The sequence below is a fragment of the Duganella sp. GW822-FHT06D06 genome (assembly GCF_058799615.1).
Genome location: NZ_JBXALQ010000002.1, coordinates 358,508 through 373,068, shown reverse-complemented (window position 1 = coordinate 373,068; position 14,561 = coordinate 358,508). Strand labels below are relative to the sequence as shown.

Annotated in this window: 16 protein-coding genes; 12 read left to right on the top strand and 4 right to left on the bottom strand. The window is 63.3% G+C overall.

The genetic code is table 11. The annotated features are described in order from the left end of the window. Positions 1 to 15: 15 nt before the first annotated feature. From AC1RMD_RS04945 to AC1RMD_RS04930, 4 genes are read right to left on the bottom strand one after another with little or no spacing between them, the layout of a single operon-like run. Positions 16 to 1,182: an ABC transporter permease gene (locus tag AC1RMD_RS04945; RefSeq protein ID WP_492924201.1), complete on the bottom strand. Its 1,167-nt coding sequence runs from the start codon at positions 1,180 to 1,182 to the stop codon at positions 16 to 18. Beyond that, a complete protein-coding gene (locus tag AC1RMD_RS04940) occupies positions 1,179 to 2,336 on the bottom strand; it encodes an ABC transporter permease (protein ID WP_492924199.1) in 1,158 nt (385 codons plus the stop codon). The genes AC1RMD_RS04945 and AC1RMD_RS04940 overlap by 4 nt, the downstream gene beginning before the upstream one ends. Positions 2,337 to 2,340: 4 nt before the next feature. After that, positions 2,341 to 3,039 (bottom strand): ABC transporter ATP-binding protein, encoded by a 699-nt coding sequence (locus AC1RMD_RS04935; RefSeq protein WP_492924197.1) that lies wholly within the window; start codon positions 3,037 to 3,039, stop codon positions 2,341 to 2,343. Next, the gene (locus AC1RMD_RS04930) at positions 3,039 to 4,259 is read right to left on the bottom strand and encodes an efflux RND transporter periplasmic adaptor subunit (protein WP_492924195.1); all 1,221 of its coding nucleotides are present in this window, start codon (positions 4,257 to 4,259) and stop codon (positions 3,039 to 3,041) included. Before AC1RMD_RS04930 ends, AC1RMD_RS04935 begins: the two co-directional genes overlap by 1 nt. A 121-nt stretch (positions 4,260 to 4,380) precedes the next feature. Between AC1RMD_RS04930 and AC1RMD_RS04925 the strand changes: the two genes are divergently transcribed. The 12 genes from AC1RMD_RS04925 to AC1RMD_RS04870 all read left to right on the top strand — a co-directional run bounded on the left by AC1RMD_RS04925 (position 4,381) and on the right by AC1RMD_RS04870 (position 14,546). After that, a complete protein-coding gene (locus tag AC1RMD_RS04925) occupies positions 4,381 to 6,210 on the top strand; it encodes a sensor domain-containing diguanylate cyclase (RefSeq protein ID WP_492924193.1) in 1,830 nt (609 codons plus the stop codon). 324 nt (positions 6,211 to 6,534) lie between these two features. Beyond that, entirely contained in the window at positions 6,535 to 7,020 is a 486-nt protein-coding gene (locus AC1RMD_RS04920) for an alpha/beta hydrolase (protein WP_492924191.1), read from the top strand. 94 nt (positions 7,021 to 7,114) lie between these two features. After that, a complete protein-coding gene (locus AC1RMD_RS04915; protein WP_492924189.1) occupies positions 7,115 to 7,891 on the top strand; it encodes a uracil-DNA glycosylase family protein in 777 nt (258 codons plus the stop codon). A 133-nt stretch (positions 7,892 to 8,024) separates the two neighbouring features. Continuing rightward, the gene (gene iscR / locus AC1RMD_RS04910; RefSeq protein WP_008450513.1) at positions 8,025 to 8,501 is read left to right on the top strand and encodes a Fe-S cluster assembly transcriptional regulator IscR; all 477 of its coding nucleotides are present in this window, start codon (positions 8,025 to 8,027) and stop codon (positions 8,499 to 8,501) included. A gap of 27 nt (positions 8,502 to 8,528) precedes the next feature. Then, entirely contained in the window at positions 8,529 to 9,785 is a 1,257-nt protein-coding gene (locus AC1RMD_RS04905; RefSeq protein WP_492924187.1) for an IscS subfamily cysteine desulfurase, read from the top strand. A 33-nt stretch (positions 9,786 to 9,818) separates the two neighbouring features. Beyond that, positions 9,819 to 10,208, top strand: a complete 390-nt coding sequence (gene iscU, locus AC1RMD_RS04900; RefSeq protein ID WP_020702063.1) for a Fe-S cluster assembly scaffold IscU — start codon at positions 9,819 to 9,821, stop codon at positions 10,206 to 10,208. 48 nt (positions 10,209 to 10,256) lie between these two features. Next, on the top strand, positions 10,257 to 10,580 hold the full coding sequence (gene iscA / locus AC1RMD_RS04895; RefSeq protein ID WP_017874702.1) for an iron-sulfur cluster assembly protein IscA: 324 nt from the start codon (positions 10,257 to 10,259) through the stop codon (positions 10,578 to 10,580). 6 nt (positions 10,581 to 10,586) lie between these two features. Beyond that, positions 10,587 to 11,105, top strand: a complete 519-nt coding sequence (gene hscB, locus AC1RMD_RS04890) for a Fe-S protein assembly co-chaperone HscB (protein WP_492924184.1) — start codon at positions 10,587 to 10,589, stop codon at positions 11,103 to 11,105. A gap of 111 nt (positions 11,106 to 11,216) precedes the next feature. Beyond that, on the top strand, positions 11,217 to 13,097 hold the full coding sequence (gene hscA, locus AC1RMD_RS04885; RefSeq protein ID WP_492924182.1) for a Fe-S protein assembly chaperone HscA: 1,881 nt from the start codon (positions 11,217 to 11,219) through the stop codon (positions 13,095 to 13,097). 19 nt (positions 13,098 to 13,116) lie between these two features. Continuing rightward, positions 13,117 to 13,458: an ISC system 2Fe-2S type ferredoxin gene (gene fdx, locus AC1RMD_RS04880; protein ID WP_492924180.1), complete on the top strand. Its 342-nt coding sequence runs from the start codon at positions 13,117 to 13,119 to the stop codon at positions 13,456 to 13,458. A 1-nt stretch (position 13,459) separates the two neighbouring features. Further along, positions 13,460 to 13,654, top strand: a complete 195-nt coding sequence (gene iscX, locus AC1RMD_RS04875) for a Fe-S cluster assembly protein IscX (RefSeq protein WP_008450499.1) — start codon at positions 13,460 to 13,462, stop codon at positions 13,652 to 13,654. After that, positions 13,641 to 14,546 (top strand): class I SAM-dependent methyltransferase, encoded by a 906-nt coding sequence (locus AC1RMD_RS04870; protein WP_492924177.1) that lies wholly within the window; start codon positions 13,641 to 13,643, stop codon positions 14,544 to 14,546. The genes iscX and AC1RMD_RS04870 overlap by 14 nt, the downstream gene beginning before the upstream one ends. Positions 14,547 to 14,561: the final 15 nt, after the last annotated feature.

The following is a 14,561-nucleotide window of genomic DNA, read 5'->3' as shown; positions in this document are numbered from 1 at the left end:
GTGGGGTGCCATTAGTCATGCGGCGCGCAGGGCGTCGACGATTTTCATGCGGGACGCGCGCAGCGCCGGCAGGAAGCCGCCGACCATGCCCATCGCCAGCGAAAACATGAGCGTTTTGACCACGATCGCCGGCGTCAGGCGGAAGCCGAAGGCCAGCTCGGAGAAGGACTGGAAATTGGTGGTCGAGAAGGACAGGAACTGCATCAGCGAAGCGCAGGCCAGGCCCAGCGCGCCGCCCAGCACCGCCAGCAGCATCGACTCGGACAGGAAGGCGGCCAGGATGCTGCGGCGCTGGAAGCCCAGCGCGCGCAAGGTGCCGATTTCGCCGACGCGGTTGGCGACCGAGGCGTACATGGTGATGGTGGCGCCTATCATCGCGCCGATCGAGAAGATGATCGACAGGATCAAGCCGAGCACGCTGATGAAGGTCGACAGCGCCTTCGACTGGTCGGAGTAGAAGCTCTGTTCGCGCTTGGCGTCCAGCGTCAGGCGCTGGTCGGCTTCGATGTCCTTCTTGAAGCGGTCGAACAGCGAGGTGTCGGCCAGCCGCAGCACCATCGCCGAATAGGCGTTGCGGCGGAAGGCCGGCATCAGCTGGTCGGCGTCGCCCCAGATCTCGGAATCGAAGCCGCTGTTGCCGGCGTCGAACAGGCCGACCACGGTCCATTCGCGCTGGCCGAAGCGCAGCGTCTCGCCGATGCCGGCGCCCTCGAAGCGGCGCGCGATGCTGGCGCCGGCGATGATCTCGGAGGCGCCGGGGCGGAACATGCGGCCCGCCGTCAGCTTCACTTGCGGCCGCAGCATCAGGCCGCGCTGCGAGATGCCGCGGATGATGACGTTGGACGGCTTGGCCGAGCCGCGCTTGTTGAGCGAAATGAGCACCACCGTTTCCTTCGACAGCAAGGGCTGGCCGTCGGCGCCGAGCGCGATGGCCGGGTGGCTGGAGGCCACGCTGGCCTGGGTGCGGTCCACGCCGCTCTGCACTTCGGTGTCGGCCGAGCGGCGGATCAGGATCACGTTGTCGTATTCGCCGGTGGTGACCATGGTGTTGCGCAGGCCCTCGTCCAGCATCAGCACCGTGGCGAACACGAACACCACCAGCGCCAGGCCGGCGCCGGTCAGCGCGGTGGTCAGGCGGCGCGCCCACAGGTTGCGGGCGACATAAGAGAGAGGAATTTTCAACCTATGCTCCTCAGGCCATCGACGATGTTGATGCGCACCGCCCGTATTGTCGGCGCGATGGCGGCGACGGCGCCGATCGCCAGCGCCGCCAGCACCTGCTGGATCACCGTCAGCTGCGACACTTCAAACACCGGGAACATGGTGCCCATCATCTTGCCGAGGAAGGTCGCGAACGGGAACAGGATGACGATGCCGATCACCGCGCCGAACATCGCCAGCAGCAGCGATTCGCCCAGTATCATCAGCGTCAGGAAGCCGGGACCGAAGCCGAGCGCCTTCAACGTGGCGTACTCGCCCAGCCGTTCGCGCGCGCTCATCGCCATGGTGTTGGCCATCACCGCCGCGATAATGATGATGACCACGAACGACACCACGCGGATCGCCACCACGATCGCCTCGGACATCGACACAAAGCTCAATTGGAAGGCCTTCTCGGTCTCGGTCAGCGTCTCCGCCAGCGAGTTGGCGAACTCCTTGTCGACGGCGGCGGAGATGGCGGCGGCGTTTTCCGGCTGGTCGATCTGCACCACGTACACGCCGATCTGGTTGGCGCGGCGCGGCGCCACCTTCTTCACGGTCTCGTTGACGTAGTCCCAGTGGAAGAACAGGGTGGCGGTGTTGGTGGTGCTCTGCTTGCCGTCGTAGATGCCGCGCACCACCAGTTCCCAGTTGCCGGGGTAGATGGTGCCCTTGAGCGGAATGATGTCGCCGACCTTGAAGCCGTACTGGTCGGCCAGCTTGCGGCCGACGATGCAGCCCTTGCGGTCCTTGAGGAAGGCGACCCGGTCGTCCGCAGGCAGCAGGAAGTCAGGATAGATGTTCAGGTAGCTCTCGCCGGAGATGGCGAACTGCGCGAAGAAGTTCTTCGGATCCTTGTAGGTGCCCTGGAACCAGTTGGCGAAGCCGACCCCGGACACGCCCCGCACCGCGCGGATGCGCGCCTGGTAGGACAGCGGCAGCGGGAACACCAGCGAGGTCTTGTTGCGGGTGATCAGCGTGGTGTTGGATGCGCCCTCGGCGCCGGCGTACCAGGCGTCGACCACCGTCTGCAGCAGGCCGAAGGAAAAGATCGCCACCACCAGGCCGAGGATGGTCAGCGAGGTGCGCAGCTTGTGGCGCATGGAGTTCTTGAAGATCAGCCGCAGCGTGTACATGGTGCTACGCCGGAACGGCTAATGCGCCGGCGATCAATTCGCCTTTTTCGAGATGGACCATGGTGCGCGCCTGCGCCGCCGCGTTGGCGTCGTGCGTGACCATGATGATGGTCTTGCCCAGCTGCTGGTTCAGCTGCTGGAGCAGGGCCAGGATCTCGCTGGCGGAATTGCGATCCAGGTCGCCGGTCGGTTCGTCGGCCACGATCAGCGTCGGGTCGCTGACGATGGCGCGGGCGATGGCCACGCGCTGCTGCTGGCCGCCCGACAGCTCGTTCGGCGTGTGGTCCATGCGGTCGGCCAGGTTGACCATCTCCAAGGTCAGCTCGACGCGCTCGCGCCGTTCGCGCCGCGACAGGGGCGTGAGCAGCAGCGGCAGTTCGACGTTCTCGAACGCGGTCAGCACCGGCATCAGGTTGTAGAACTGGAAAATGAAGCCGACGTTGGTGGCGCGCCAGCGCGCCAGGTCGGTCTCGCCCATGCCGGCGATATCGAGGCCGGCTATGCGCAGCACGCCGCGGTCCGGCTTGTCGATGCCGGCGATGAGGTTGAGCAGCGTGCTTTTGCCGGAGCCGGAAGGACCCATCAGCGCCGTGAAATCGCCAGCCGGTATCGCCAGGCTGATATCGCGCAGCACCTCCACCACCTGGTCGCCGCGGCGGTAGGACTTGACCAGGTGCTCTATCAGTACCAGTGGTTCGCTCATTATTTCTTCGCCAGGCTGACCGGGGCGCCGTCGTGCAGCTTGGCGTCCGGCGTCATCACCAGCTTGTCGCCGGGCTTGACGCCTTTGACCTCAACCAGTTCGCCGATCTTGCGGCCCTGCGTGACGGCGACCTGCCTGACCTTGTCGCCTTCGACCACGAACACCACGGTCTTGCCGTCGCGCGTGGCGAGGGCGGTCGCCTGCACGGCGGTGACGGCCTGCTTGTCCGCCGGCGGCACGGCCTTCGACAGGAAGGCCACCTTGGCGCTCATGTCCGGCAGCACGCGCGGATCGCGGTCGATGAAGCGCACCTTGACCAGCAAGGTGGCCTTGCTGCGGTCCATGGTCGGCACCATGCGCGAGACGGTGCCGGCCAGGTGCAGCTCGGGGAAGGCGTCGAGCAGGATTTCGGTCGGCTGGTCGACGCGGATCTTGCTGAGGTTGGATTCGGAGACATCGGCCTCCACCTCCAGCGTATCCATGTCGGCGATGGTGACCACCGCGCCCTTGCTATCGGCGGCGGAGGAGAAGGGCGTGATGTTGTCGCCGACGTTGGCGCTCTTGGTCAGGATCACGCCGTCGAACGGGGCGCGGATCACGGTCTGATCCAGCGCCACTTGCGCCGACTGCGCGTTGGCCCTGGCGGCCGCGATGGCGGCGTTGTGGCCGGCGATACTGGCCTTGGCCTTGTTCAGCCGCGCCTGCGCGGTGTCGTAGGCGGAGGCGGTGATGAATTTCTGGCTGAGCAGCTCGGCGGTGCGCTTGAAGTTGGCCTGCGCGTCCAGCAGTTCGGCCTTGCCCTGTTCCAGGTTGGCCTGCGCCACCTTGATATTGGCCTGCGCCAAGCCCAGCGAGGCGCTGACGTCGCGGTTTTCCAGCCGCGCGATCACTTCGTCTTTCTTGACCTTGCTGCCTTCGAGCACGCCCAGCCACTCCAGCCGGCCGGTGGCCTTGGACGACAGCGCCGCCTTGCGCTGCGCCACCACGTAGCCGGTGGCGTTGAGCAAGGTGTAGCTTTGCGACGGATAGGTCTGCGCCACGGTCACCGTTTCCACACTGGTCTTGCCGCCGAACTGGCCCATGGCGACCTTGCCGCCGACGCCGATGACGATCACCACCACAGCGATCTTGATCCAGCGGCGGCGTTTGAAACGCTGCCCTTGAACTTGCGCGGGAGCACCGCGCTCTATTTTCAACCGGGAAATGTCGGGAGTCGCCACGAAATCCTCACAAGTTCATGTTGCCTGAATGTTGACAATAAAGTTAGCAAATAGTGCTAGAAAAACCCGTTCACCGCAAGTTGAATTGCATTACCATGTCGCCCATGACTTGGAATTGCTTATGAATTTGCTGCGGCCCCTGTTACTACTGCTGATTTTGTGGCTGCATGGCGCTGCGCAGGCCCGCGAGATCGTCGACGCCGGCGCGCTGCCTCGCGGCATGCTGGCGCTGACCGAGCACCTGGATGTGCTCGAAGATCCCGGGCGGCAACTCGCCATCGACGATGTGCTGGGCGCCGGCGCGCGCTTCCAGGCCAGCGGCCAGGCCGGCGAGGCGCTCAGTTTCGGCTACACCGGTTCGGCCTACTGGCTGCGGCTGGACCTGCGCAATCCCGGCGCCGCGCCGTTGCAGCGCATGCTGGAGATCAGCAATGCCCGCCTGAGCTCGATCACCCTGTACACCCCCGGTGCCGACGGCCGCTACCTGGCGTTGCGCACCGGCAGCGCGCAACCGTATGCGACGCGTCCCTACCATAACCGTTATTTCGTCTTCCCCTTGGATCTGGCGCCGCATTCGCAGCAGGTGGTCTACCTGCGGATCGCGTCCAACGGCGCCAAGCTGATCCCCGCGCGGCTGTGGTCGCCCGAGGCTTACCTGGCCTACGAAGGCCAGGACTACCTGCTGCAAGGCGTGTACTTCGGCATGGCGCTGGCCATGATGTTGTTCAACCTGGTGCTGTTCGCCACGCTGGGCGACCGGCTTTACTTGATGTATGTCGCCTTTGTCGGCTGCGTCGCGCTGGGCCTGGCGGGGCAGAACGGTCTCGCGCACGAGTGGCTGTGGCCGGGGGCGCAAGGGGCGTGGCCCAACCTGTCGGCGTCCATCCTGTTCTCGCTGTCGGCCGCGCTGCTGCTGGTGTTCATGCGCAGCATGCTGGGCACGCGCAGGCTGGTGCCCTGGCTGGACAAGGTGCTGCTCGCCTTGCTGGCCTTCTTCGTGCTGTCGCCGCTGGCCATGGTGGCGTTCTACACGCAGGTCGCCAGGCCGATCACCACCATCTGGAGCGTGGCCTCGCCGCTGATCATGATCGTCAGCCTGGTCTGCGCGTTCAAGCGCTCGCGCAGCGCCTACTACTTCAGCGGCGCGTTCTTCGTGCTCCTGATCGGCAATATGAGCAGCTCGCTGGCGGCGATGGCCCTGTTGCCGCACAATCTGCTGACCAACCACGGCAGCCAGATCGGTTCGGCCTGCGAGATGATGTTGCTGGCCTTTGCGCTGGCCGACCGCGTCCATGTGATGCGGCGCGAGAAGGCCGAGGCCCAGCGCGCCGCCTACCAAGCCCAGGCCAGCCTGATCGGCAGCCTGCAGTCGTCGGAGCGGCTGCTGGAAGAGCGGGTGGCGCAGCGCACCGCGGAGTTGAACGAAGCCAATGCGCGCTTGGCCGAGCTGAGCCTGACCGACAGCCTGACCGGCATCGCCAACCGCCGCCGTTTCGATGCCGTGCTGGCGACCGAGTGGTCGCGCGCGGCGCGGCTGGGGCGGCCGCTGGCGGTGGGGCTGCTGGATATCGATTTCTTCAAGCGCTACAACGACCATTACGGCCACCAGGACGGCGACGCCTGCCTGCGGCGGGTGGCCGCCGAATTCGCGGCCCAGTTGCAGCGCACCGGCGACATGGTGGCGCGCTACGGCGGCGAGGAGTTCGCGTTCATCGCCCCGACCACCGACGCCGACAGCGCGCTGACCATCGCCCGCCGCGTGTGCGAGGCGCTGGAGGCGCTGGCCCTGCCGCACGCGCAGGCGCCGGGCGGCATGCTGACCGTCAGCATCGGCGTCGCCGCATGGACGCCCAAGGCCGGCGAAGCGGCCGAACAACTGCTGCGCGCGGCCGACGCCGCGCTCTACCGCGCCAAGCAACTGGGGCGCAACCGCGCCGAGCTGGATGCCTGATTTCTTCGGAGGGGAGCATACGTTGGCAGATGAGCCTGCCGACCTGACCTGCCTTACCTTCACCTACTTGCAAAGGAACCCATGCACCGTTTGTTCGCCCTATTGCCCTTGCTTTTATGCGTACCGATGGCCGTGGCTGCCGTTCCGCTGGAAATTCACGTTCCCGCTGGCGTTCATGCCTGTACTCATGCGAGACCATGTCCAGTAGCGATCCTAAGCCCGGGATATGGACTTCTTGGTTCGGACTACTCTTTCGTTAGCAACTATCTTAACGGGATGGGTTACTTGGTTGTCGCCATACAAGATAGTGCTGGCGGCGTAAAAATGGACCCGAACACCCCAGTGGCGAAGCAGGTGCAAGCCTTGGCGCGGGTGGCCTCGCAAGCAATCTCTATCGCGATCGACGAAACCGCGGTGCGGTACCCGCAGTTCGATTGGCAACATCTGCTGCTCGTGGGGCACTCCCTTGGCGGGGACAGTTCGGCGCAGTTCGCCGCTGACAACGCGAGCCGCGTTTCCGGCCTGATCAGCCTCGACAGTCGGCGGGTCGCGTTGCCTCGCTCGGCCGGCATTCACGTCCTGACAATTCGCGCCAGCGACACCACTGCGGACTCCGGTGTTCTACCGAACGAGGAGGAGCGGAGCCGCTACGGTACTTGTGTGGTCCGCATCGAAGGCTCCCGCCACAACGATATGCAAGATGCCGGCAGTGAACGACTAAAGACCAGAATTACATCCGCCATCGATACTTTTCTCGCCCCAGCGCCGTATCCGAAATACCATTGCGAGCAAGACTCCAGGCTGGAATGACGGGCGCCCGGCGCAGGACCGTGGCGCGCGTTGATCTTGGTGTGCGCTGTGGATCGGCGCTACAATCTCGCCTTTCCCCGAACGCTATTCCCTCATGACGATCCCGACTGCCATCCTCGATGCGCTGACGCGCGCAGATGCTTCCTGGCGTCCCTTGCTGGTGCAAGGGCTGGAGGCCATGATGGCCGCCACGCCCGACTACCTGCCGCAGCTGGCCAGCGATCTGTACCTGCCGACCGAACAGCGCCTGTTCGCCGCCTTCGCGCTGCCGCTGGACAAAGTGCGCTACATATTAGTCGGCGAAGGCCCGTATCCGCGCGCCGAGAGCGCCACCGGCGTCTGCTTCATGGACGGCGCCGTCGGCAGCCTGTGGTCGGCCGAGCAGGGCGGCGGCCTGTCCAAGCCGGTCAACAAAGCCACCTCGCTGCGCAACTTCATGAAGATGCTGCTGGTGGCGGACGGTCAACTGTCGCTGGACAACACTGGCGGCGACGCGATGGCCGCCGTCTCCGCCCGCGCCCGCAGCGGTGCAGGCAGCCACATCCAGACCCTGGCCGACATGCAGCAGAAATTGATCCAGCAGGGTTTTTTGCTGCTGAACGCCTCGCTGGTGTTCCGTAGCCATGTGGCCCCGGCCAAGGATGCCAAGGCCTGGTTGCCGTTTTTCCAGACTGTGATGGCCGGCCTGGCCGCGCAGGCGCCGAAGACGCCAACCATGGTTTTATGGGGAAAGATCGCCGAATTGCTGAGCAAGTTGCCGGTTATGAAAGATTTCCCGCAAATCAGCGCGGAGCACCCCTACAACCTGAGCTTCATCGGCAACCGGGACATGCACCAGCTGTTCCAGCCGATGCAGTTGTTGAAAGGGTAAGTACCCTGACAGGCGATGGGGCCTCCCGGCAAACTTTGTTAAAGTTTGGTATACTTGACTAAATCGATCAAGTAATCAGTCTTTGCGACTGGCGCCAAGGTCGATATTTTAACCCAGTTGAACCGAGGTAGTGATGCGTCTGACCACCAAAGGCCGTTTTGCTGTGACTGCGATGATCGATCTGGCTTTGCGCCAAGGCAAAGGCCCGGTCACGCTGTCCGGCATCAGCCAGCGCCAGGCCATTTCGCTGTCCTACCTGGAACAGTTGTTCGGCAAGCTGCGCCGCCATGAGATCGTCGAATCGATCCGCGGCCCGGGCGGCGGCTACAGTCTGGCGCGCCGCGCCGACAAGGTCACCGTGGCCGACATCATCATCGCCGTCGATGAGCCGCTCGATGCGACCCAGTGCGGCGGCAAGGAAAATTGCCACGGCGCGGACGCCGCCAGCGGCGCGCGCTGCATGACCCACGAACTGTGGGCCACGCTGAACGAAAAAATGGTGGATTACCTGGATTCCGTGTCGCTGCAGGATCTGGTCGATCAACAGAAGCAAAAGAATGCTGAACAAAACGTGGTCGTGATGCACCGTAACCACGCCGCGCTTGGTTAAGAGAAATAAATAACGGAGTAAGCCCAGATGAACGCCCCTGAAAAAAACGTCGCGCCAGTGAAGTTCCAGACCGCCCCGCATTTCCCGATCTACATGGACTACTCGGCCACCACGCCGATCGATCCACGCGTCGCCGACATGATGATTCCTTACCTGCGCGAGCAGTTCGGCAATCCGGCATCGCGCAGCCACATGTACGGCTGGACCGCGGAAAAGGCAGTGGAAGAGGCGCGCGCGCATGTCGCCGCCCTGGTCAACGCCGACCCGCGCGAAATCATCTGGACCTCCGGCGCCACCGAATCGAACAACCTGGCGATCAAGGGCGCGGCCCAGTTCTACAAGACCAAGGGCAAGCACATCATCACCGTCAAGACCGAGCACAAGGCAGTGCTGGACACGGTGCGCGAACTGGAGCGCCAGGGCTTTGAAGCGACCTACCTGGAACCGCAGGACAACGGCCTGATCACCATCGAGCAGCTGACCGCCGCGATCCGCCCGGACACCATCCTGATCTCCGTCATGCTGGTCAATAACGAAATCGGCGTGATCCAGCCGATCGACGAAATCGGCGCGCTGTGCCGCTCGAAGGGCATCATCTTCCACTGCGACGCCGCGCAAGCGACCGGCAAGCTGGTGATCGACCTGCAAAAGACCAAGGTCGACCTGATGACCTTCACCGCGCACAAAACCTACGGCCCTAAGGGCGTGGGCGCGCTGTACGTCTGCCGCAAGCCGCGCGTGCGCATCGAAGCGCAAATGCACGGCGGCGGCCACGAGCGCGGCCTGCGCTCCGGCACCCTGCCTACCCACCAGATCGTCGGCATGGGCGAAGCCTTCCGCCTGGCCAAAGTGGAAATGGACAGCGAGATCACCCGCATCAAGGGCCTGCGCGACCGCCTGGCCAAGGGCCTGCAAGAGATCGAGGAAACCTACATTAACGGCGACATGGAACACCGTGTGCCGCACAACCTGAACGTCAGCTTCAACTACGTCGAAGGCGAGTCGCTGATCATGGCCGTGAAAGACCTGGCCGTGTCGTCCGGTTCGGCCTGCACCTCGGCTTCGCTGGAGCCATCGTATGTGCTGCGCGCGCTGGGTCGCAGCGACGAGCTGGCGCACAGCTCGATCCGTTTCACCATCGGCCGCTTCACCACCGAAGAGGACATCGACTTCGCCGTCAACCTGATGAAGTCCAAGGTACACAAACTGCGTGAGCTGTCGCCACTGTGGGACATGTTCAAAGAAGGCATCGACATCAGCTCGATCCAATGGGCAGCCCACTAATTTTTACAGTTACAGAAAATACAGGAGCACCAAATGGCTTACTCGGAAAAAGTGTTGGACCACTACGAAAATCCACGCAACGTGGGCGCGTTCGAAAAGGGCGATGACAGCGTTGGCACCGGCATGGTCGGTGCGCCGGCTTGCGGCGACGTGATGAAGCTGCAGATCAAGGTCGGCGCCGATGGCCTGATCGAAGATGCGAAGTTCAAGACCTACGGCTGCGGTTCGGCCATCGCTTCCAGCTCGCTGGTGACCGAATGGGTCAAGGGCAAGACGCTGGATCAGGCGCTGGCCATCAAGAACACCCAGATCGCTGAAGAACTGGCGCTGCCGCCGGTAAAAATCCACTGCTCGATCCTGGCGGAAGACGCCATCAAGGCAGCGGTACTGGACTACCAGACCAAGCACCCAGTCGCGGCCTAAGTCTGTTTTACACCGGCGACGCAAGTCGTCGCCGGTACGGAGAATTAAATGGCAATCACCCTGACCGAAAAAGCAGCCAAGCATATCAGCCGCTACATCGAGCGCCGTGGTAAAGGCGTTGGTTTGCGTTTTGGCGTGCGCACCACCGGCTGCTCGGGCCTGGCCTACAAGCTGGAATACGTGGACGAAATAGCGGCAGAGGACAGCGTCTTCGAATCGCACGGCGTCAAGGTATTCGTCGACCCGAAAAGCCTGCCGTACATCGACGGCACCGAGCTCGATTTCGCGCGCGAAGGCTTGAACGAAGGCTTCAAGTTCCACAATCCGAACGAGAAAGACGCTTGCGGTTGCGGCGAAAGCTTCCGCATCTGATAAGCCATGCAAAATCACTTTGAGCTGTTCAATCTGCCGCAGCGGTTTGCCGTGGACGCGGAGGCGCTCGACAGCGCCTACCGCGACGTGCAGGGCCGCGTCCATCCCGACAAGTTCGTCAATGCCACCGACGCCGAAAAGCGCGTCGCGATGCAGTGGGCCACCCGCGCCAACGAAGCCTATCAGACCCTGAAAAATCCGCAGAAGCGCGCGCAGTACCTGTGCGAGCTCAATGGCGTCGATTTGCAGACCGAGTCGAACACGGCGATGCCGATGGCCTTCCTGATGCAGCAGATGGAGTGGCGCGAAGAGCTGGGCGACGCCCGCGCCGCCAAGGACAGCGACGCGCTGGAAGCGCTGGACAAGCAGCTGCGCAACGAACGCAAGGCGCGCCTGGCGGAGATCGAAACGCAGATCGACGCCGGCGACTTCCACGCGGCGGCGCAAGGCGTGCGCGCGTTGATGTTTTTAGAAAAATTCAAAGAAGAAATAGAGCACAGCTTCACAGCGCTCGAAGACAACTAACAACTCCGGGGTCAAGTCTGACATTCGGACACGGCCTCTGCCGTAGCCACAGCTACGGCAGAGGCCGTGTCCGAATGTCAGACTTGACCCCAGGTTAAAGGCAACAATTAAATGGCACTTCTGCAAATTTCCGAACCTGGCATGTCCACCGCACCGCACCAGCATCGGCTGGCGGTCGGTATCGACCTGGGCACCACCAATTCGCTGGTCGCCACTGTGCGCAACAGCATTCCAGAAGTGCTGTGCGATGAGGATGGCCGCCCGCTGCTGCCGTCCGTGGTGCGCTATCTGCCGAACGGCCACGCCAACATCGGCTACAAGGCGCAGGCCGCGCAGACCACCGATCCGAAGAACACCATCGTTTCCGTCAAGCGCTTCATGGGCCGCGGCCTGGCCGATATCGCCTACGCGGAAAACATGCCCTACGATTTCCAGGACACCCCTGGCATGGTGCAACTGAAGACCATCGCCGGCGTCAAGAGCCCGGTCGAGATCTCGGCGCAGATCCTGGCCACGCTGCGCCAGCGCGCCGAAGATTCGCTGGGCGACGATCTGGTGGGCGCGGTCATCACGGTGCCGGCCTACTTCGACGACGCGCAGCGCCAGGCCACCAAGGATGCGGCGCAGCTGGCCGGCATCAACGTGCTGCGCCTGCTGAGCGAGCCTACCGCCGCCGCCATCGCCTACGGCCTGGATAACGGTTCGGAAGGTCTGTACGCGGTCTACGACCTCGGTGGCGGCACCTTCGATATCTCCATCCTCAAACTGAGCAAGGGCGTGTTTGAAGTACTGTCCACCGGCGGCGATTCCGCGCTGGGCGGCGACGACTTCGATCACCGCCTGTTCTGCTATATCCACCAGCAGGAAAAACTGGCGCCGCTGTCGAACGAAGACACGGCCGTGTTGATGGTCAAGGCACGCGAAGCGAAAGAGCAGCTGTCGACCAAGAACGATGTGACCGTCGACGCCATCCTCGGCTCCGGCGAAGAAGTGCATCTGAAGATCACCGCCGAGACCTTCCAGGAGATCACCAAGCACCTGATCGACAAAACCATGAAGGCCATCAAGAAGGCGCTGCGCGACGCCAGCGTCGATGCGGACGACGTCGATGGCGTGGTGATGGTCGGCGGCGCCACGCGCATGCCGCACGTGCAGCGCGCGGTCAGCGAATACTTCCACACCATCCCACATGCGAACATCGATCCGGACAAGGTCGTGGCGCTGGGCGCGGCGGTGCAGGCCAATCTGCTGGCCGGCAATCGCGCGCCGGGCGACGACTGGCTGCTGCTGGACGTGATCCCGCTGTCGCTGGGCATCGAGACCATGGGCGGCCTGGTCGAGAAGATCATTCCGCGCAATTCGACCATCCCTTGCGCCCGCGCGCAGGAGTTCACCACCTTCAAGGACGGCCAGACCGCGCTGGCGGTGCACGTGCTGCAAGGCGAGCGTGAGCTGGTGTCCGACTGCCGTTCGTTGGCGCGCTTCGAGCTGCGCGGCATTCCGCCGATGGTGGCCGGCGCCGCGCGCATCCGCATCACGTATCAGGTGGATGCGGATGGCTTGCTGTCGGTGTCCGCGCGCGAGCTGCGCTCCGGCGTGGAAGCGTCGATCATCGTCAAGCCGGCCTATGGCCTGGGCGACGACGACGTCGCGCGCATGCTGCAGGACTCGTACAAATCGGCCGATACCGACATGGTCGCCCGCGCGCTGCGCGAAGAGCAGGTCGAGGCCGAGCGCATCATGCTGGCCACGCAATCGGCGCTGAACGAAGACGCATCCCTGCTGAGCGACGAAGAGCGCGCGGCAGTCGACGTATTGATGAACCAGGTGCGCGACGTGGTAGCCCAGTCGCAGACCGGCGCCGTCGATCACGCGGCGGTGAAGTCGGCAGTCGAAGCGCTGGCCAACGGCACCGAAGAATTCGCATCGCGCCGCATGGATCGCAGCGTGCGCAGCGCACTGGCCGGCAAGACGCTGGACCAGGTAGTTTAAACAAACCTAGAGGTATCAAGTGCCACAAATCGTATTCCTGCCCCACCCAAAACTGTGCCCGGACGGCGCTGTCGTCGAAGCCGAAGTCGGCAAGACCCTGTGCGATGTCATGCTTGAAAATGACATCCACATCGAACACGCCTGCGAGAAATCCTGCGCCTGCACCACCTGTCACGTGCTGGTGCGCGAAGGCTTCAACTCGCTGAGCGAAGCCAGCGAAACCGAGGAAGACCTGCTGGACAAGGCCTGGGGACTGGAAGCCGTGTCGCGCCTGTCGTGCCAGGCCGTGGTGGCGAATGAAGACCTGGTCGTCGAAATCCCCAAGTACACCATCAATCACGCAAGCGAAGGCGGGCACTGATATGAAATGGACCGACATCACCGCGATTGCGGAAGCGCTCTACGATAAGCACCCGGACATCGATCCGCTGACTATCCGCTTTACTGATCTGCACAACTGGATCGTCGATCTCGAAGAGTTCGACGACGACCACACGCGCGGCGGTGAAAAAGTCCTTGAGGCGGTTCAGCAGGCGTGGATCGATGAAGCCAAGTAAGCCGGCGGCGAAAGCCGCGCCAGCGAAAATCGGCGCCACCGTCACCGGCGCGGACAACATGCCGGAAATCCGCGAAGGCCAGACCGTCGCGCTGCTGCAAGAGCTGCACATCCTGACCCGCGACGGCAAGATGAACCAGGACAGCCGCCGCAAGCTGAAGCAGGTCTACCACCTGTACCAGTTCATCGAGCCGCTGCTGAAGGAAGTGCTGGCCGGGAAGGACAGCGTGTCGCTGGTGGACCACGGCGCCGGCAAGTCCTACCTCGGTTTCATCATCTACGACCTGTTTTTCAAGGCGCTGAACGACAACTCTCACATCTACGGCATCGAAACCCGCGAAGAGCTGGTGGCGCGTTCGCAGGAGCTGGCCAAGCAGTTCAAGTTCCCCGGCATGTCCTTCCTGCCGCTGTCGGTGGCCGAGTCCACCGAATCGAAGCTGCTGCCGGACCAGATCGACGTCGTCACCGCGCTCCACGCCTGCAACACGGCGACCGATGACGCCATCCACTTCGCGCTGAAGAAGAAGGCCAAGTACATGGTGCTGGTGCCTTGCTGCCAGGCGGAAGTCGCGACGGTGCTGAAGAAGAACAAGGGCAAGTCGCTGGTCAAGTCCGCGCTGACCGAGATCTGGCGCCACCCGATCCACACGCGCGAATTCGGCAGCCAGATCACCAACGTGCTGCGTTGCCTGCAACTGGAGGCGCACGGCTACCACGTCAACGTGACCGAGCTGGTAGGCTGGGAACACTCGATGAAGAATGAGCTGATCATCGCCACGTACAAGAACCTGCCGCGCCAGCGACCATCGGAGCGTTTGCAGGAAGTGCTGGAGACATTGGGGCTGGAAGAAATGGGCAACCGCTTTTTCACCGAACAGGTAGCAAAACAATAAATCAACCAGGGTGAT